This window comes from Aeromonas simiae (assembly GCF_000820125.1).
GTDB classification, from domain to species: Bacteria; Pseudomonadota; Gammaproteobacteria; order Enterobacterales; family Aeromonadaceae; genus Aeromonas; species Aeromonas simiae.
Map to the genome: position 1 here is coordinate 1 of NZ_CDBY01000054.1, position 18,669 is coordinate 18,669.

The 18,669-nt window shown below is 62.1% G+C and carries 15 protein-coding genes; 9 read left to right on the plus strand and 6 right to left on the minus strand.

What is annotated here, in order from left to right; translation table 11 throughout:
- Positions 1–415 precede the first annotated feature (415 nt).
- Complete coding sequence (gene pgi / locus BN1134_RS10115) at positions 416–2,065, minus strand: glucose-6-phosphate isomerase (protein ID WP_042047026.1); 1,650 nt, start codon at positions 2,063–2,065, stop codon at positions 416–418.
- 555 nt (positions 2,066–2,620) lie between these two features.
- Between pgi and BN1134_RS10120 the strand changes: the two genes are divergently transcribed.
- From BN1134_RS10120 to BN1134_RS10150, 7 genes are all read left to right on the plus strand, one after another.
- Entirely contained in the window at positions 2,621–4,981 is a 2,361-nt protein-coding gene (locus BN1134_RS10120; RefSeq protein ID WP_042047027.1) for a heavy metal translocating P-type ATPase, read from the plus strand.
- Positions 4,982–4,992: 11 nt separating this feature from the next.
- Complete coding sequence (cueR, locus tag BN1134_RS10125) at positions 4,993–5,382, plus strand: Cu(I)-responsive transcriptional regulator (protein WP_042047028.1); 390 nt, start codon at positions 4,993–4,995, stop codon at positions 5,380–5,382.
- 86 nt (positions 5,383–5,468) lie between these two features.
- The gene (locus BN1134_RS10130) at positions 5,469–6,623 is read left to right on the plus strand and encodes a GGDEF domain-containing protein (protein ID WP_042047029.1); all 1,155 of its coding nucleotides are present in this window, start codon (positions 5,469–5,471) and stop codon (positions 6,621–6,623) included.
- A gap of 25 nt (positions 6,624–6,648) precedes the next feature.
- Positions 6,649–6,912 carry a YihD family protein gene (locus tag BN1134_RS10135; RefSeq protein ID WP_042047030.1) on the plus strand — a complete coding sequence of 88 codons (264 nt, stop codon included), beginning with the start codon at positions 6,649–6,651 and terminating at the stop codon, positions 6,910–6,912.
- Positions 6,913–7,056: 144 nt separating this feature from the next.
- Positions 7,057–8,490 (plus strand): cytochrome c oxidase accessory protein CcoG, encoded by a 1,434-nt coding sequence (ccoG, locus tag BN1134_RS10140; protein ID WP_042047032.1) that lies wholly within the window; start codon positions 7,057–7,059, stop codon positions 8,488–8,490.
- A 52-nt stretch (positions 8,491–8,542) separates the two neighbouring features.
- Entirely contained in the window at positions 8,543–9,520 is a 978-nt protein-coding gene (locus tag BN1134_RS10145; protein WP_042047157.1) for a serine/threonine protein kinase, read from the plus strand.
- A 69-nt stretch (positions 9,521–9,589) separates the two neighbouring features.
- The gene (locus BN1134_RS10150) at positions 9,590–10,195 is read left to right on the plus strand and encodes a thiol:disulfide interchange protein DsbA/DsbL (RefSeq protein ID WP_042047033.1); all 606 of its coding nucleotides are present in this window, start codon (positions 9,590–9,592) and stop codon (positions 10,193–10,195) included.
- A 53-nt stretch (positions 10,196–10,248) separates the two neighbouring features.
- Here the strand turns inward: BN1134_RS10150 and BN1134_RS10155 are convergent, their stop codons facing one another.
- Positions 10,249–12,576 carry a Tex family protein gene (locus BN1134_RS10155; RefSeq protein WP_042047034.1) on the minus strand — a complete coding sequence of 776 codons (2,328 nt, stop codon included), beginning with the start codon at positions 12,574–12,576 and terminating at the stop codon, positions 10,249–10,251.
- Positions 12,577–12,596: 20 nt separating this feature from the next.
- A complete protein-coding gene (gene greB / locus BN1134_RS10160) occupies positions 12,597–13,073 on the minus strand; it encodes a transcription elongation factor GreB (protein ID WP_042047036.1) in 477 nt (158 codons plus the stop codon).
- 215 nt (positions 13,074–13,288) lie between these two features.
- On the opposite strand from greB, the gene ompR reads away from it, so the two are divergent.
- On the plus strand, positions 13,289–14,008 hold the full coding sequence (gene ompR, locus BN1134_RS10165; RefSeq protein WP_042047038.1) for an osmolarity response regulator transcription factor OmpR: 720 nt from the start codon (positions 13,289–13,291) through the stop codon (positions 14,006–14,008).
- Entirely contained in the window at positions 14,005–15,315 is a 1,311-nt protein-coding gene (envZ, locus tag BN1134_RS10170; RefSeq protein WP_042047039.1) for a two-component system sensor histidine kinase EnvZ, read from the plus strand. The genes ompR and envZ overlap by 4 nt, the downstream gene beginning before the upstream one ends.
- Before the next feature lie 50 nt (positions 15,316–15,365).
- On the opposite strand, the gene pckA is transcribed toward envZ, so the two are convergent.
- The 3 genes from pckA to hslR all read right to left on the minus strand — a co-directional run bounded on the left by pckA (position 15,366) and on the right by hslR (position 18,469).
- Positions 15,366–16,994, minus strand: a complete 1,629-nt coding sequence (gene pckA, locus BN1134_RS10175; protein WP_042047041.1) for a phosphoenolpyruvate carboxykinase (ATP) — start codon at positions 16,992–16,994, stop codon at positions 15,366–15,368.
- Positions 16,995–17,142: 148 nt separating this feature from the next.
- Positions 17,143–18,024 carry an Hsp33 family molecular chaperone HslO gene (gene hslO / locus BN1134_RS10180; protein WP_042047043.1) on the minus strand — a complete coding sequence of 294 codons (882 nt, stop codon included), beginning with the start codon at positions 18,022–18,024 and terminating at the stop codon, positions 17,143–17,145.
- A 52-nt stretch (positions 18,025–18,076) separates the two neighbouring features.
- The gene (gene hslR / locus BN1134_RS10185; protein ID WP_042047044.1) at positions 18,077–18,469 is read right to left on the minus strand and encodes a ribosome-associated heat shock protein Hsp15; all 393 of its coding nucleotides are present in this window, start codon (positions 18,467–18,469) and stop codon (positions 18,077–18,079) included.
- Between the last annotated feature and the right edge of the window lie 200 nt (positions 18,470–18,669).

Genomic DNA, 18,669 nt, shown 5'->3' on the forward strand with positions numbered 1-18,669 from the left:
TAAATATTGAAGGCCTTCCCTGATGGGAAGGCCTTTTTGCTTTTGCAGGCTATCGCTGAATCGCCAGACGACAGCAGAAGGTGGCCTCAGCCTTTGAATACCGTCCCTCAGCCCCTGCGTTTCACCCTCTGCCGCTCGCACGGCAGTCACCCCGTCACGCAAGAGCAGCCCAGTCGAGCGACTGGGCTTTTTTCGTTTGGAGCGAGGGGTAGCGGCGCGCTCGAATATATCAGGTACCCGGATGCGCCATCGCAACCGAAGCTCGTCCCGTGAGGCGGCCTTTGCCTCGCTCAGTAAGAGCGCGACAGGGGCACTCCTGTACTGATGAAGCCTTATATTCCTCTCGGCGATAGGTCTCTGAACATAATAAAAAGCCCGCTTGGTAGCGGGCTTTTTTGCTTCAGGTCTGGCGATATCAGGCCTTCCACGCCTTCCAGGTATTGATCAGGCCGTTGGTGGAGCTGTCATGGCTGGCGACGGCTTCAGTGGTGCCTAGTTCTGGCAGAATCTGGTTAGCCAGCTGCTTGCCCAGCTCCACACCCCACTGGTCAAAGCTGAAGATGTTCCAGATGGCCCCTTGCACGAAAATCTTGTGCTCGTACATGGCGATCAGGGAGCCGAGGGTTTTCGGGGTCAGTTGCTTGAACAGGATGCTGTTGGTCGGACGGTTGCCTTCGAACACCTTGAACGGCACCAGATCCTTAACCTGCTCCAGGGTCTTGCCGGCGGCCAGGAACTCGGCCTCAACCTGCTCCTTGCTCTTACCGAAGGCCAGGGCCTCGGTCTGGGCGAAGAAGTTGGCCAGCAGTTTCGGGTGGTGATCGCCGAGCGGGTTGTGGCTGATGGCCGGCGCCAGGAAGTCGCACGGGATCAGCTTGGTGCCCTGATGGATCAGCTGATAGAAGGCGTGCTGGCCGTTGGTGCCCGGCTCACCCCAGATGATGGGGCCGGTCTGGTAGTCGACCGGGTTGCCGTCGCGGTCCACGTACTTGCCGTTGGATTCCATGTTGCCCTGCTGGAAGTAGGCAGGGAAGCGATGCATGTACTGATCGTACGGCAGGATGGCTTCGGATTCGGCACCGTAGAAGTTGTTGTACCACAGCCCAATCAGGGCCAGCAGTACCGGCACGTTCTGCTCATAGGAGGCGGTGGCGAAATGCATGTCCATCTCGAAGGCGCCTTGCAGCAGGGCTTCGAAGTTCTCGAAACCGACGGAAAGGGCGATGGGCATGCCGATGGCAGACCAGGAGGAGTAGCGGCCACCCACCCAGTCCCAGAATTCGAACATGTTGTTGGTGTCGATGCCAAACTCGGCCACGGCCTTGCCATTGGTAGACAGCGCCGCGAAGTGCTTGGCAACGTGGGCCTTGTCACCGGCGCTCTTGATAAACCAGTCGCGGGCGGTCAGGGCGTTGGTCATGGTCTCCTGGGTGGTGAAGGTCTTGGAGGCGACCAGGAACAGGGTGGTCTCCGGGTCGATCTTCTTCAGGGTTTCGGCGATGTGGGTGCCATCGACGTTGGAGACGAAGTGCATCTGCAGGTGGTTTTTGTAAGGACGCAGCGCCTCGGTGATCATCACTGGGCCCAGATCAGAGCCACCGATACCGATGTTGACCACGTGCTGGATCGCCTTGCCGGTGTAGCCTTTCCACTCGCCGGAGATGACCTTCTCGCAGAAGCCTTTCATCTTGGCCAGCACGGCATTCACTTCCGGCATCACGTCCTTGCCATCGCTTTCGATGGGGCGGTCGGAGCGGTTGCGTAGGGCCACGTGCAGCACGGAGCGCCCTTCGGTCATGTTGATCTTGTCGCCGTTGAACATGGCATCGATGGCGCTGCGCAGATCGGTCTCTTTAGCCAGCGCAATCAACAGTTTGAGGGTCTCTTCGGTGATCAGGTTCTTGGAGTAGTCGACCAGAATGTCGCCACCGAAGGTGAGGGAGAATTTGTCAAAACGCTGCGCATCCTTGGCGAAAAGATCCTTCAGCTGCATCTTGCCATGGGCAGCGAAGTGGGCTTCCAGTGCCTGCCAGGCCTGGGTCTTGGTTGGGTTGATATTTTTCATAGGTTTCCTGAGATTCCAAGTAGTGTATGAACCTGCCAGGCTAGGCTCCCGCCAAACCTTGTTATTCGAGTGATTATAACCAGCCCGCCTATACCGGCGTCGTAACAGAAGATAACGGACTGTCTCCATTAAGGAGGTGGTAAGTTTACAACCAAATGCCGCGATTATGGCTCCCCCCTTTGCATCGGACATTGAGCGCGCTCATATTTTGGCCTCCTCCATCGTTTTCAGTGCAGGGATAGCGATCCCAAACGCGGTTTTCAGCCCTCAGTAGGGTATCTGGGTGAAGGTGTTTTTGCTGAGCGTGCGCTGTCCCTTGTGGTGGCGATCGCAGTGCAAGGAGAGCAGAGCGCACACCTTGCTGGGTCGATAGGTCATCATCGCTCTATGTGCCGTGGTTCTCATTGAGGCGGGGCTCTGGCCAACGGGTATGGCGAGGGGGATTAGCGAGGTATCGCTTCCTCCTTTTTGTCCGCATGCTTTTTTTGCCCACAGGCTTTACATTCCAGTTCATGTAAAGGTTAAGGTTTGACTGTCCCATAGAGGAGAGTTGAAATGACGCTTTCATTGCATGTGCCGATCAAAGGCATGAGTTGCGCCCGCTGTGCCGATCGCATCGAGCGGGGCTTGAATGAACTGGAAGGGGTGAAGGCTACCGTGAACTTTGCGCTCGAGCAGGGCGCGCTGGAGCTGGAACAGCCACAGCAGCTTGGGGCTGCGCTGGAGCGGATCACGTCGCTTGGGTACCAGGTCGAGCAGGAGACACAGCAGTTTGCCGTCGAGGGGATGAGCTGCGCCGCCTGCGCCAGCCGCCTTGAGAAGGTGCTGGCCCGCGAACCCGGTGTGCTCAAGGCCGAGGTGAACTTCTCCCTGAATGAGGCGCGGGTCAGCGGGGCCGCAGGGGTCATGACTCCGGCCAGATTGCGCGATGCGGTGGCCGCCGCCGGTTTCACCGCCCACTTCCGTCCGGCCGAGGATCGCGCCAGACAGCTGCAGGAGCAGGCTGCACGGGAGCAAGGTGAAGAGCGTCGCGAGCGGTATCGCCTCATCATCTCCGCCCTGCTGACCTTGCCCCTGTTGCTGGGGATGGCGGCCATGGCCGGTCTGCTGCCCTGGCACCTGCCACCAGTGGCGGAATTGCTACTCGCCACGCCGGTCCAATTCTGGGTCGGTGCCCGTTTTTATCGCGGAACCTGGCGGGCCCTGCGGGCGCGCAGTGCCAATATGGATGTCCTGGTCGCCACCGGTACCAGCGCCGCCTATGGCTATAGCCTGTGGTTGTTGTTCAAACTGGGGCCCGCGGCCATGGGGCACCTCTATTTCGAGGCGAGTGCCGTGGTGATCACCCTGGTCTCGCTCGGTAAGTGGCTGGAGGGGCGCGCCAAGCGCAGTACTCGTGCCGCCATTGTCGAATTGATGGCGCTGCGTCCGCAGCAGGCCAGAGTATGGCGTGACGAAAGCTGGCAGCAGGTGGCGATCGCCGAGGTGCTCAAGGGGGAGCGGATCCAGGTGCTGGTTGGTGAGCGGATCCCGGTCGATGGGGTCATCACCGGCGGCGAGAGCGAGCTGGATGAGGCGGTGGTCACCGGTGAGAGTGTGCCGGTGTTGCGCGGTATTGGCGATCGGGTGCTGGAGGGGACCATCAACGGCTCCGGCGTGCTGGAGCTTGAGGCGCGTGCGGTGGGGGAGGAGTCCAACCTCGGCCGCATCATAGCGCTGGTTGAGCAGGCCCAGATGGGCAAGGCACCATTCCAGCAGCTGGTCGATCGCATCTCGGCCCTGTTTGTCCCGGTCGTCATGGTCATTGCACTGCTCACCGGCCTGCTCTGGTGGCAGCTGAACGGCTCTGGGGAGCAGGCGCTGATGGCCGCGGTGGCGGTGCTGGTCATCGCTTGCCCTTGTGCGCTGGGGCTGGCGACGCCGGCGGCCGTGGTGACCGGCACCGGCGCTGCGGCCCGGCATGGCATTCTCATCCGTGACATAGAGACCCTGCAACGGGCGCACCGGGTGCGCGCCGTCATCTTCGATAAGACAGGTACTCTGACGCAGGGGCGTCCGAGCCTAGAGCAGTGGCACGGCGACGGCGCCGACCTGCGCCTGGCTGCCGCCTTGCAACAGGGGAGCGAGCATCCGCTGGCGCGCGCCATGCTGGCCGCAGTGGATGAAACCCTGCCCCAGCCCGAGGATCTCAAGGTGCATGTGGGCAGTGGTATCGAAGGGCGCGTCGAAGGGCATCACCTGTTCGTCGGCAACCAGGCGCTGATGCAGCGTGCCGGTGTGGTGCTCAGTGGCGGCGTCGCGGCGCCAGCTGGGGTGACCCGGGTCTGGATGGCCCGCGATGGTGAGCTGGTTGGCTGGGCCGATCTGGCCGACCCGCTGCGCCCGGAGAGTGCGGCCGCCGTCGCGGCACTGCGGGCGCGGCACATCGCCTCCTGGCTGGTGAGTGGGGATGCCAGGGCCGCGGTGGATCATGCCGCCGAGCAACTCGGTCTGGATGGGGCCTTCGCTCAGGTATTGCCGGCCGGTAAGGTCGAGCGGGTGCAGCAGTTGCAAGCGCAGAGCGCTGGGCTGGTCGCCATGGTCGGTGACGGGGTGAACGACGCTCCTGCGCTGGCCGCCGCCGATGTGGGGATCGCCATGGGCTCGGGGGCAGAAGTCGCGATGGAGACGGCGTCGATTACCCTGATGCGTCCAGACCCGCGTCTGGTGGTCGATGCCATCGATATCTCGGCGGCCACCTGGCGCACCATTCGCCAGAACCTGTTCTGGGCCTTCATTTTCAATACGGTCGGCATTCCGCTCGCCGCTTTCGGTCTGCTCAGCCCGGCCTTGGCCGGTGCCGCCATGGCCATGAGCAGCGTGACAGTGCTGGCCAATTCCTTGATGCTGAAACGATGGCGCCCGAGCGCCCGTTAGGAGAGAAAGCGATGAACATCAGCAAGGTTGCCAAGGCCAGCGGGCTGACGGCTAAGACCATCCGTTACTACGAGAGCATCGGCCTCATTAAGGCCCCACAGCGCAGTGACAACGGTTATCGCAGTTACGGTGACTCGGCGCTGCGTGAGCTGCGCTTCGTCAAGCGGGCCCGTGAGACCGGCTTCAACCTCGAAGAGTGCCAGGAGTTGCTGGCGCTCTACCGGGACGAGCACCGCTCCAGCGCCCAGGTCAAGAAGCTGGCCGAAGAGAAGATGGTCGACCTGCGCGAGCGCATCGCCGGCTTGCAGGCGATGCTGACCAGCCTGGAACAGCTGACCCGCTGCTGCCACGGCGATGAGCGCCCCGAGTGCCCGATCCTCGACGAATTGGGTAAGGAATAAGGCGGGTCTCATGTTGACGAGTGGTGAGTTGTTGCTCAGTTGAGTCGGTGCTAGACTGTCGCCTTCTTGTACAGGGAGCGTGCACGGTGACACCGAATGTAGCCAAACAGGTCAGGCAGGCCGTGACGGCCCAGCTCTGTGAGCATGTCCTGTTCAGCGTTCCGTTCTTGCTGTTGGTCGCATTGAGTTGGGGGCTGATGTTCTACCCTTACGTCGCCCCCCAACATACCCTGCTGTGGCTTTTCGGTAACCTGATCGTGCTCGCGCTGCGCTGGGGCCACGTCAAGTGGCGACAGGGCCATCTTCACCTGGTGCTGCACCAGAGGGTGGAGCACGAAATCTTCATCGGCGTGACCAGCACCTCCATCATCTGGAGCATGGGGATGCTGCTCTATCTCGATGCCCTGCCGCCCTCCCACCGTGCCGGCCTCATCATTCTCTCCTGCCTGTTGCTGACCGGTGGCAGCATACTGCTCATCGGTAGCCGCCGCTGTTTCTATGGCTTGGTCTCTCCGCTTGGGCTCACCATGTTGCTGGTGCTGTGGCAGGGCGGAGATCAGGAGCGCATTCTCTCCTGCATACTGGCCGGGTATCTGCTGCTGTTTCTCTCCGCCCTGGTGCGTCGGCTGCGCCGCGAGCAGCTGACCTCGCTCTACCACCGTTTCACTAATGCCGATCTGGTGGCCGAGTTGCGCAGTGTCTCTGAACACCTGCAACTCGCCTCACGCCTCGACGGCCTGACCGGCATCGCCAACCGCGCTCATTTCGACCACTCGCTGGAGCGGGCCTGGCGCCGTTGCTATCGTGCCAAGGCCCCGCTCTCGCTGATCTTGCTCGATGTGGACTACTTCAAGCAGTTCAACGATCACTATGGACACCAGTGGGGCGACGAATGCCTGCAACAGGTGGCGGCCGCCCTGGCAGAGGCGTTGCGCCGGGAGGACGATCTGGCCGCCCGTTATGGGGGCGAGGAGTTTGCCTTGCTGTTGCCGGCCACCGGTCAGCAGGGGGCGTGGCAGATTGCCGAGCAGGTGCGTCAGCGCATCAAGGATCTGGCGATCCCCCATGCCCGCTCCCGGATTGCCGGCGTGGTAACTGGCAGTATCGGGGTGGCCACTCTGGTGCCCGATGAGAGCATGAGTGCCGGTGAGCTGGTGCAAAAAGCGGATGCAGCCCTCTATCAAGCCAAGCATAATGGCCGGGATCGTGTGGAGGCCGCCCTGCAGGGGCGTGCCGCCTGATGTTCGACAACAGTGAGGATTCCAGATGCAATGTCATCGTATCGAAGAGCTGCTCGAGTTGCTGCAGCCCGCCTGGATCAAGGAACAGGATCTGAACCTGATCCAGTTCATCGAGAAGCTGGCCAAAGAGGCCGGTTACGAGGGGCCATTGAGTGCGCTGACCGATGACGTGCTCATCTACCACCTCAAGATGCGCGATGCCGACAAGAGCGCCATGATCCCCGGCCTGGCCAAGGATCAGGTGCCCGATTTCAAAGAGGCCCTGCTCAAGGCCCGCGGTATCAAGTGACCCCTCTGACGCGCCCCTCCGGCGCGTCATTTTTTGCTACAAATTTGCGATCTTCCTTCAACATTGCCGGTGGTGATGGCTCCGGGTGAGCGGCTGATTAAGATATAATCGGCCGATAACAATCAGAACGGAGCAATGTGCCCCATGGCCGAGCAAGAGCAGATCGAGGTCAAGGACGTGACCGGGGAGTGCAACCCCCACACCTTCAAGGCCAGCGATGACCGGTTTAATCCGGGCAACCGTATCTATGTGCGGGCGCAGACCGGGTATTGGCAGCGTCTGCGGCGCAACATGGGCTGGTTGTTCATGCTGCTGTTTCTGGCGCTGCCCTGGCTGCGCTACGAGGGGCGCCAGGCGGTGTTGCTCGACATCGGCAACCAGCAGTTCCACATCTTTGCCACCACGATTTGGCCACAGGATCTCACCCTGCTTGCCTGGCTGCTGATGATCGCCGCCTTTGCCCTGTTTTTCGTGACCACCTTCCTCGGCCGGGTCTGGTGCGGCTATCTCTGCCCACAGACGGTGTGGACCTTCCTCTTCATCTGGTGTGAGGAGAAGTGCGAAGGACCGGCCAACAAGCGGCGCAAGCTCGATGCCGCCCCCTGGGGACGCGACAAGCTGCTGCGCAAGGGCGCCAAGCATCTGGCGTGGCTGCTCATCTCCCTGGTCACCGGCCTCACCTTCGTCGGCTATTTTCAGGACATCACCGCGCTGATGCCCGCTCTGCTCACCTTCTCCATCGACTTCTGGCCTCTGTTTTGGGTGCTCTTCTTTACTGCCTGCACCTATGGCAACGCCGGTTTCATGCGCGCCATCATGTGCATCCACATGTGCCCCTATGCCCGCTTCCAGTCGGCCATGTTCGATAAAGACACCTTCATCGTCGGCTATGACGGGGCGCGCGGCGAGCAGCGGGGGCCACGCCCGCGCAAGGCCGATCCCAAGGTACTCGGGCTGGGGGATTGCATCGATTGCGACTTGTGCGTCCAGGTATGCCCGACCGGTATCGATATCCGCGACGGCCTGCAGTACGAGTGCATCAACTGCGGTGCTTGCGTCGATGCCTGCGATCAGACCATGGAGCGGATGGGCTATGCCAAGGGGCTGATCAGCTACACCACAGAGCACAAGCTGGCGGGGCACTCGACCCAGGTGGCGCGGCCCAAGCTCATCGGCTATGGCCTGGTGATGCTGGTCATGCTCGGGGTCTTTGCCTACAGCGCCATGTCGATCATGCCGATGGGGCTCGACGTCATCCGCGATCGCAACCAGCTGTTTCGTGAGAACGGAGATGGCCTGGTGGAGAACACCTACAACCTCAAGATCCTCAACAAGACGATGCGGCCGCAGACCTTCCGGCTGGCGGTCGAGGGGCTGCCCGACTATCAGTGGTATGGCCCGCGCGAGGTGACCCTCAAGAGCGGCGAGATCCTCAACCAGCCGGTGAGCCTGGGGGTTAACCCCGACAACCTGCGTGATGCCGTGCTCGACATCCGCTTCGTGCTGATCCGCAAAGGGGCGGCCAGCGAGCCCAAGGGGGTCATCAAGCAGCCGAGCAAGTTTATCAGCCGGCTCTGAGTGGAATGGGTAGAATGGGGGCCATGTGCCCCCTCTCTTTTTCGGTGACGCCATGGGATTCGACTACCGCGACCTGACCCCCGACCTCATCCTCGATGCACTGGCCCAGACCGGACTGGTGATCGACTCCGGGTTAACCGCGCTCAACAGCTATGAAAACCGGGTCTATCAGTTTCACGATGAGGCGCGGCGCCGCTACGTGGTGAAGTTCTATCGTCCGGGCCGCTGGCGGCGGGAACAGATCCTGGAAGAGCACGCCTTCACCGCCCTGCTGGCGGCCGAGGAGATCCCGGTGGCGACCCCGCTGGCCTTTGACGGCGAGACCCTGCTCGAATATCAGGGGTTCCACTTTGCCCTATGGCCGAGCCTCGGCGGCAGGGCATTCGAGATGGATAATCTGGATCAACTGGAGGGGGTGGGGCGCTGGCTCGGCCGGCTGCATGAGGTCTCGTCGGTGCACCCCTTCCAGCACAGACCGCAGCTCGATGTCGCTACCATGCTGGAGGAGCCGCGCCACCTGCTGGCGAGCGGCGAGTGGCTGCCGCGCAGCCTCGCCAAGCCCTTCTTCGGGGTACTGGATGAGCTGATTGCCCACGTGCGCGAGGCGATGAGCCTGGAGGTGGAGCAGATCTCCCTGCATGGGGACTGCCATCCCGGCAACATCCTCTGGCGTGATGGCCCGCTACTGGTGGATTTCGATGACTGCCGCACCGGGCCGGCCATCCAGGATCTCTGGATGCTGCTGTCGGGAGACCGGCAGGAGCGGATGATGCAGCTCGACGCCCTGCTGGCCGGCTACGAGGAGTTCATGGAGTTGGATCGCCGTGAGCTGCGCCTCATCGAGCCGCTGCGGGCCATGCGCATGGTGCACTACATGGCGTGGCTGGCGCGTCGCTGGAGCGATCCCGCCTTCCCGCGCCACTTCCCCTGGTTCAATACCGGAGCCTATTGGGAGCAGCAGTTGAAGGCCATGCAGGAGCAGTTGCTGGCGCTGCGCGAGCCACCGCTCTCATTGACGCCGGCCTGGTGACGCAATAGGCTTGGCTCTGCTTCGGTTCGCCGGGCGTGCCTCACACCGATCCCCATAACAGGAAAGATCATGAAGAAAATACTGTTGTTCATTGCCGCCATGCTGATGATGCCCATGGTGCACGCCGCCCCGGAATTCAAGGAAGGCGTCAACTATGAGGTGGTCAAGCAGACGGGCTCTGCCCAACCGGAAGTGCTGGAGTTCTTCTCCTACTATTGCCCGCACTGCTACAAGTTCGAGCCGATCGCGAGCGAGCTGAAGAAGAGCCTGCCGCAGGGCGTCTCCTTCAAGAAGAACCCGGTGGCCTTCTTAGGTCGCGAGATGGGCCCCGAGATGCAGCGTGCCTATGCCGTTGCCAACCTGCTGGAAGTGGAAGGAAAACTGACCCCGGTTATCTTCTCCAAGCTGCACGAGCAGAAGCAGTTCCCGCAGAGCCGTGACGACGTGAAGCAGATCTTCGTCGACAACGGCGTCAAGGGCGAGGAGTTTGACGGTGCCGTCGACAGCTTCGCCGTCTCCGGTATGGTCTCCCAGTTCGACCGCAACACCGAGGAGTTCCAGATCCGCGGTGTGCCGGCCTTCGTGGTCAACGGCAAGTACCTGATCAAGATTGAGTCCATCATCTCCCAGGATCAGTTCAACCGTCTGGTGAGTTTCCTGCTCGCGCAGAAGTGATGCCATCACGATAAAAAAAGCCCGGCCAAATGGCCGGGCTTTTTCATGCCTGCTTATTTTTTGCGGGCGTTGGCGAAGGCGGCTGCGAAGGCGTTGCCGAGCGCGCCGTTTTGCGGTTTGTCTTCCCGCCGCGCACTGCCTTGCTGGCGTTCACGCGGGCCGTTACCGCCGCGCGCGCCGCTAGCGCGACGATCCTCGCCGCGTGGTTTGCGCTTGCCGGCTTGCTCGTCCATGCGCATGGTGAGCGAGATGCGGCCGCGCGGCACGTCCACCTCCAGCACCTTGACCCGGACTATGTCGCCGGCCTTGACCACTTCGCGCGGGTCCTTGATGAAGCGATCGGTGAGCGATGAGATGTGCACCAGTCCATCCTGATGCACGCCGACATCGACGAAGGCCCCGAAGTTGGTGACATTGGTGACCACCCCTTCCAGCACCATCTCGGGCTCGAGATCCGAGACCTTCTCCACCCCCTCGCGGAAGGTGGCGGTCTTGAACTCGGGGCGCGGGTCACGACCCGGCTTGTCCAGCTCGCCGATGATGTCGGTGACGGTCGGCACGCCGAAGCGCTCGTCGGTGTAGTCGGCGGGTTTGAGCTCCTTGAGCAGGGCGCTGTTGCCGAGCAGGCTCTCCACCGACTGCTGCAACTTCGCCAAGATGCGCTCCACCACGGGGTAGGATTCCGGGTGTACCGCCGAGCCATCCAGCGGGTTGGCCCCGCCACGGATGCGCAGGAAGCCCGCGCACTGCTCGAACGCCTTGGGCCCGAGCCGGCTCACCTTGAGCAGTTGCTGACGGCTGGCGAAGGCGCCGTTGTCATCGCGAAACTGCACTATGTTCTGGGCCAGGGTCTGGCTTAAGCCGGAGACCCGTGCCAGCAGCGGCGCCGAGGCGGTGTTGACGTCCACCCCGACTGCGTTCACGCAGTCCTCAATCACGGCCTCGAGCTTGCGGGCGAGCTGGGTCTGGCTCACGTCGTGCTGGTACTGGCCGACCCCGATGCTCTTGGGATCGATTTTCACCAGCTCGGCGAGCGGGTCTTGCAGGCGGCGGGCAATCGAGACGGCGCCACGCAGGGAGACATCGAGATCCGGAAACTCATTGGCCGCCAGCTCGGAGGCCGAATAGACCGAGGCGCCGGCCTCGCTCACCACGATTTTCTGGGCGCGCGCCTCCGGGTAGCGGCTGAACAGCTCGCCGGCCAGCTTGTCGGTCTCGCGCGAGGCGGTGCCGTTGCCGATGCTGATGAGCTCGACCTTGTGCTTCACACACAGATCGCGCAGGGTCTTGAGGCTCTGCTCCACCTGGCGCTTGGGCTCGAATGGATAGATGGTGGCGGTATCGACCAGTTTGCCGGTGGCGTCGACCACGGCCACCTTGACCCCGGTGCGGATCCCCGGGTCCAGCCCCATGGTGGTGCGCATGCCGGCCGGGGCGGCCATCAGCAGATCCTTGAGGTTCATGGCGAACACCTTGATCGCCTCCTCCTCGGCGCTCTCGCGGATGCGGCCGACCAGCTCGGTCTCCATCTGCAAAGAGAGCTTGATACGCCAGGTCCAGCTCACCACCCCCTGCAACCACTTGTCGGCCGGGCGGCCGGAGAAGCTCAGGCCAAGATGGCGGGCAATGATCCCCTCGCAGGGGCTGGCCCCCTCCTCTTCCCCTGTGTGCAGGGTGAGGGAGATAACCCCCTCGTTACGGCCGCGCAGCATGGCCAGCACCCGGTGGGAAGGGGCTCTGGCCAGCGGCTCGTCATGTTCGAAGTAGTCCTTGAACTTGGCCCCCTCCTGCTCCTTGCCGGGCACCAGGCGGGCGCGCAGGTTGGCGTGCTGCCACAGGAAATCGCGCAGCTTCTCGAGCAGACCAGCCTGCTCGGCGAAGCGCTCCATCAGGATGTAGCGGGCACCGTCGAGCACCGCCTTGCTGTCGGCAAACCCTGCCTCGGCGTTGAGGTAGGCGGGGGCTTCCTGCTCCGGCTCGCGCATGGGGTCGCTGAGCAGCAGCTCGGCCAGCGGCTCGATGCCGGCCTCGATGGCCATCTGCCCCTTGGTGCGGCGCTTGGGCTTGTAGGGGAGGTAGAGATCCTCGAGGCGGGTCTTGCTGTCGGCCGCGCGGATGTCACGGGCCAGCTCGGCGGTGAGTTTGCCCTGCTCCTCAATGGAGCGCAGTATGCTTTGGCGGCGATCTTCCAGCTCGCGCAGGTAGCCGAGGCGGCTCTCGAGGTTGCGCAGCTGGGTGTCGTCGAGGCCACCGGTGACCTCTTTGCGGTAGCGGGCGATGAAGGGGACGGTGGCCCCCTCGTCGAGCAGGCGGATGGCGGCCTGTACTTGCTCTGGGCGGGCCGCCAGCTCGGTGGCGATCTGTGTTTCGATGCTGTTCATGGGTCTCTCGTCAGGAGGGATCAGGGCTGGGTATAGCTGATGGCGTTGATGTACCAGATGGCCTCACCGGCCGGGGTCTGTACCACCGCCTCGTCGTCGACCTCTTTCTTGAGGAGGGCGCGCGCCATGGGGGAGTCGATGGAGATGTAATCCTTGCGACCGAAGATCTCGTCGTAGCCGACGATGCGAAAGCGCAGGGTATCGCCGGCCTCGTTCTCGATATCGACCCAGGCACCGAAGAAGACCTTGCCCTCCTGGGCCGGGGAGTGGTCGACGATCTTGAGGTTTTCCAGGCACTTGCGCAGGTAGCGCACGCGCCGGTCAATTTCGCGCAGGCGCTTCTTGTTGTACTGGTAGTCGGCATTTTCACTGCGATCGCCGAGACTGGCGGCCCAGCTCACCTTGCGGGTTGTTTCCGGCCGCTCAACCCGCCACAGTTGGTCCAGCTCCTGCTTGAGGAGGTTGTACCCCTCACGGGTGATCAGTTGGCTTCTCATGGGGTGACTGCGTCTCCTTGAGTCGATGTGCCTGCATTATTACCCCTGGGCCGGCAAGAGGGAACCGCCGCGCTCATGCCACCCCCTTTGCCATGACGCCTTCACCGACACTCGGCGTCGCAGGTGGGAAGTTCATACCCGGTAACACAATTATGCTTGCCCACCGATCGCAGTGACCTAACATGGAGCCCGTAGGCAATGACAGAGAGAGAAGCATGAGCCAACAACAGAAGATCCTGGTGGTTGATGACGATCCCAAGCTGCGCGCCTTGCTGGAGCGCTACCTGAGCGAGCAGGGATTCTGGGTGCGCGGCGTGGGTAACGGCGAACAGGCTGACCGGCTGCTGGCCCGTGAAAACTTCCACCTCATGGTGCTCGATCTGATGTTGCCGGGGGAGGATGGCCTCTCCATTTGCCGCCGTCTGCGCGAGGCCGGCAGCCAGTTGCCCATTCTGATGTTGACCGCCAAGGGCGATGATGTGGATCGCATCGTCGGTCTCGAGATGGGGGCCGATGACTATCTGCCCAAGCCGTTCAACCCGCGCGAGCTGCTGGCGCGCATCCGTGCCGTGATGCGGCGCCACTCGGTGGAGCTGCCGGGCGCCCCTTCCTCCACGGAGAAGGTGGTGGAGTTTGGCCCCCATGTGCTCAATCTGGCGACCCGCGAGATGACCTCGAACGGCGAGCCGGTGACCTTGACCAGCGGTGAGTTTGCCGTGCTCAAGGTGCTGGTGAGCCATCCGCGCGAGCCGCTTTCGCGCGACAAGCTGATGCATTTGGCGCGCGGGCGCGAGTACACCGCGACCGAGCGCAGCATCGATGTGCAGGTGTCGCGGCTGCGCCGTATGCTAGAGGCCGAGCCCTCCCAACCCCGTTACATCCAGACCGTCTGGGGGCTGGGTTACGTCTTTATTCCGGATGGTAGCGCCCCATGAAACGCGCCTCTTCCATGTTTTCCCGCCTGCTCTGGTTTCTCGGGGCCGTGCTGGTGGTCTATCAGCTGGTCTCTTACGCCACCTTTTACAACTACCTGCTCGACCCGACCGTCAAGCAGATCGCCCACCTGCTGGCGAACCAGGTCAAGCTGATCCTGCCGCTTGAGCAGAGCCAGGCGTCGCTGAGTGATGATGCCGAGGCGTTGGTCTCGGTGGCGACCGGGGTGGATGTCTACAGCCAGCGGGAGGCAGAAACCAACGGGCTGCGGGAGAGCGATCGCTACCCCTTTCTCGAGACGCTGATCAGCCGCGAACTGGGCGGGCCAACCCGAGTGCGGGTTGAACTTCAGGAGCACTACATCGTCTGGATCCAGCCGCCTCAGGCCAACAAGGTGTGGGTGCGCATTCCGCTGACCGAGATTGAGGATGACGATATCCTGCCCATCATCTTCTTCCTCTCGGTCATGTTGGTGGGCACCCTGTTCTGTGCCTGGTGGTGGGCGCGTCAACTGGTGCGGCCGTTGAAGTGTCTGGAGGAGGGCGCCATTGCGGTCAGCCGTGGCCAGTTCCCGGCGCCAAGCCCAGAGCAGGGGTCGCGTGAGCTGCGTCGCCTGACTCGCACCTTCAATCACATGTCGCGTTCGCTCCAGAATCTGGTGGAGGAGCGTAACCTGATGATGGCCGGGGTTTCCCATGACCTGCGCACCCCGCTCACCCGCATCCGCCTCGCCACCGAGATGATGTCTTCCGGCGATGAGTTCCTCAAAGAGAGCATCAACGCCGATATCGACGAGTCGAATGACATCATCGATCAGTTCATCGACTACATTCGCCCCGACAGCGGCGTCGTCATGGAGAGCATCGATCTGGCGGCCTTGGTGCACGATGCGGTATTGCTGCCGGTCGAGCAGGGGCTGGAGGTGACGCTCGATCTGCCGCCCGACGCGCTGCCAGTCGAGTGCAACCCCGTCGGCCTGCGGCGGGTCATCAGCAATCTCACCACCAATGCCCTGCGCTATGGGGCCAGCCGGCTGTGGGTTGAGCTGCAAGGCGACGAGCATTGGGCACGGCTGCGCCTGTCGGACAACGGCCCCGGTATTCCGGTGCAGGACTGTGAACGGCTGCTGCGCCCCTTCACCCAGGGGGATGCGGCCCGCACCCGCAGCGGCAGTGGCCTGGGGCTGGCCATCGTGGCCAAGATCCTGGCCCAGCACCACGGCAGCGTGCGGCTCGGTCGCGCCGAGCAGGGTGGGCTGCTGGTCGAGCTGCGACTGCCGCGACAGCAGCCGCTGGAGTGGGAAGAGTAGGGGAAAAGAAAAGCGGGCCTGTTGGCCCGCTTTTTCATGTCACGCTCGGCTTACAGCTGGGGGCCGGCGGCCACCAGACGCTTGCCTTCGTCGGTATCGGTGAAGCGCTCGAAGTTCTTGATGAAGCGCTGGGCCAGATCCTGCGCCTTGGCATCCCACTGGGTGGGATCGGCGTAGGTATCACGCGGGTCGAGGATCGCGGTATCGACACCCGGCAGCTTGGTCGGTACTTCCAGGTTAAAGATCGGCAGCTCCTTGGTCGGCGCCTTCTCGATGGAGCCGTCGAGGATGGCGTCGATGATGCCACGGGTATCCTTGATGGAGATCCGCTTGCCGGTGCCATTCCAGCCGGTGTTGACCAGATAGGCTTCGGCCCCGGAGGCTTCCATGCGCTTGACCAGCTCTTCACCGTACTTGGTCGGGTGCAAGCTGAGGAAGGCTGCGCCGAAGCAGGAGGAGAAGGTCGGGGTCGGCTCGGTGATGCCGCGCTCGGTACCGGCCAGCTTGGCGGTGAAACCAGACAGGAAGTGGTACTTGGTCTGCTCCTTGGTCAGCTTGGCGACCGGGGGCAGCACACCGAAGGCATCGGCGGTCAGGAAGATCACCTTGGTGGCGTGACCCGCCTTGGAGACCGGCTTGACGATGTTCTCGATGTGATAGATGGGGTAGGAGACTCGGGTGTTCTCGGTCTTGGAGCCATCATCGAAGTCGATGGTGCCATCCTCGGCGACGGTCACGTTTTCCAGCAGGGCATCGCGACGAATGGCGTTGTAGATGTCCGGCTCGGCTTCCTTGGAGAGCTTGATGGTCTTGGCGTAGCAGCCGCCTTCGAAGTTGAAGACGCCGTCATCGTCCCAACCGTGCTCGTCGTCACCGATCAGGGCGCGTTTCGGGTCGGTGGAGAGGGTGGTCTTGCCGGTACCGGAGAGGCCGAAGAAGATGGCCACGTCACCGTCCTGGCCCACGTTGGCGGAGCAGTGCATGGAGGCGATGCCACGCAGGGGCAGGAAGTAGTTCATCATCGAGAACATGCCCTTCTTCATCTCGCCACCGTACCAGGTGCCGCCGATCAGCTGCATCTTCTCGGTGAGGTTGAACGCGACGAAGTTCTCGGAGTTGAGACCCTGCTCTTTCCAGTTCGGGTTGGTGCACTTGGCGCCGTTGAGCACCACGAAGTCAGGCTCGAAGTTTTCCAGCTCTTCGTCGCTCGGACGGATGAACATGTTCTTCACGAAGTGTGCCTGCCAGGCCACCTCGGTAATGATGCGCACGGCCAGACGGGTGTCCGGGTTGGCACCGCAGAAGCCGTCTACCACGAACAGGCGCTTGCCGGAGAGCTGCTTGGTCACCAGGGATTTCAGGTGTGCCCACACTTCAGGCGTGATCGCCTTGTTATCGTTCTTACCCTGGTCAGACCACCACACGGTATCCTGGGTGGTGGCGTCTTTGACGATGTATTTATCTTTCGGGGAGCGTCCGGTGAAGATGCCGGTGTTGACATTAACGGCACCCAGCTCAGTGACCACACCACGCTCGTAGCCTTCCAGCTCGGGGCGGGTCTCTTCCGCGAATAGTTGTTCGTAGGAGGGGTTGCGGATCACGTCGGCCATGTCATGGATGCCGTAACGTGCCAAGCCCAATTTTTGTGCCAAGGTGGTAGATTCAGCCACGATTGTCATTGTTATCTCCTGGGTTCAGAGGTTTGTAGGGTTTTAGCTGACCATCATGCTACCACCTAGGTGGTATAATTAAGCGACAGCCATCAAAGTTTATAAAATAGGGTTTTGTTTTAGTTATAAAGCGAAGGGCGGGTTTCCCCGCCTTTTTTCAGTGTAACTGGTTTGTATCATTGGCGGGAACCACCTTGAAAAGGCTTTCCACGTCCACACCATCGAACAGGTAGTGGCTACCGCAGTAGTCGCAATGCATGTCGATCTGCCCGTGTTCCCTGACAATATCCAGCGCTTCCTCTTTACCAACCTGCAACAGGGCGTTCTGGCAGCGCTCCCGTGAACAGGTGCAGTGGAAGGCGACCGGTTGCGGCTCAAACAGTCGCACCTTGTCCTGGTTATAGAGGCGATAGAGCACCTCTTCGGCCGGCAGGGTGAACAGCTCTTCATCCTTGATGGTGTTGGTCAGCTGCACCAGGTGGTCAAAATCGGCCTCGTGATCTTCGCTCTGGGCCGGCAGAGCCTGCACCATGATGCCGGCGGCCTTCGGCTCGCCATCCTGCATGCCGGTGCGGATCCACAACCGGGTCGGCAACTGTTCGGATTGGGCAAAATAGGCCTCAAGGCAGCCGGCCAGGGTGGGCTCGGAGAGGGCAATGATGCCTTGGTAGCGCTCACCCTGCTCCGGGGTGATGGTAATGATCAGCTGACCGTTGCCGATCAGGGAGTGGATGTCGGCCTCCGCCGGCAGGGTGCCCTCAACGCGGGCCACGCCACGCAGATGTTGGTTGTGATCGCCGTTGATCACCGCCAGTTTGACCGGGCCGTCACCTTGCAGTTGCACCGTGATGGAGCCTTCAAACTTGAGCGTGGCGACCAGCAGGCTGGTGGCGACCAGCAGCTCACCGAGCAGGGCCTGCACCTGCAGCGGGTAGCTTTGGGCGTCGACGATGTGGCGGAAGGTTTGGTCGAGCTGTACCAGCTCACCACGGACTTCATACTCTTCAAACAGATAACGATGGAGTTGATCTTGGCTCATTGTGATTTCCAGTGATGGGAGGAAGCGAGCGCGCTTCCGTCATGTAAAGGGATCAGTATTGTTTGGCTCGGATGAGCAGGCGGCGCTCCTGCTTGTCGGGGCGCCGTTCCGGGCTGGGCGCGAACTGGCTGCCGAGCTTGCGAGCCTCGGCATTCTCGGCCTTGCGCTTGAGGCTGGCCTCGGTTTCCCGATAGAGCAGTTGGGCTTCGGGGGCGCCGCGGCGCTGGCCGCTGATGACCAGCAGCTCGACCTCGCGCTCGTCATGGCCCTGCCAGAAGCGGATAAGGGCCCCCACTTCAACCAGCTTGCCCGGTTTGCAGCGCTGGCCGTTGTAGTGCACCTTGCCCCCTTCAATCATCTCGCGCGCCATGCTGCGCGCCTTGTAGAAGCGGGCTGCCCAGAGCCATTTGTCGAGGCGAACCGCGTCGCCATTCTCGTGTGCCATGAGAGGGCTCCTACAGATAAAAAAGCGTGGAACAAGTATACCAGAGCCATTGTCCTAGGTTGAGCGGTGGCGGGCCCATGGCTGAATGTGACTCAGGCTCCTTTTTCATACGGTGCAAGGTTGGGGCGGTTGTGTCGCAAGCCAAGGCCGTACACAATAACCCCCTCTATATACAAAAGTTGTTGATGAATCTATGGAAG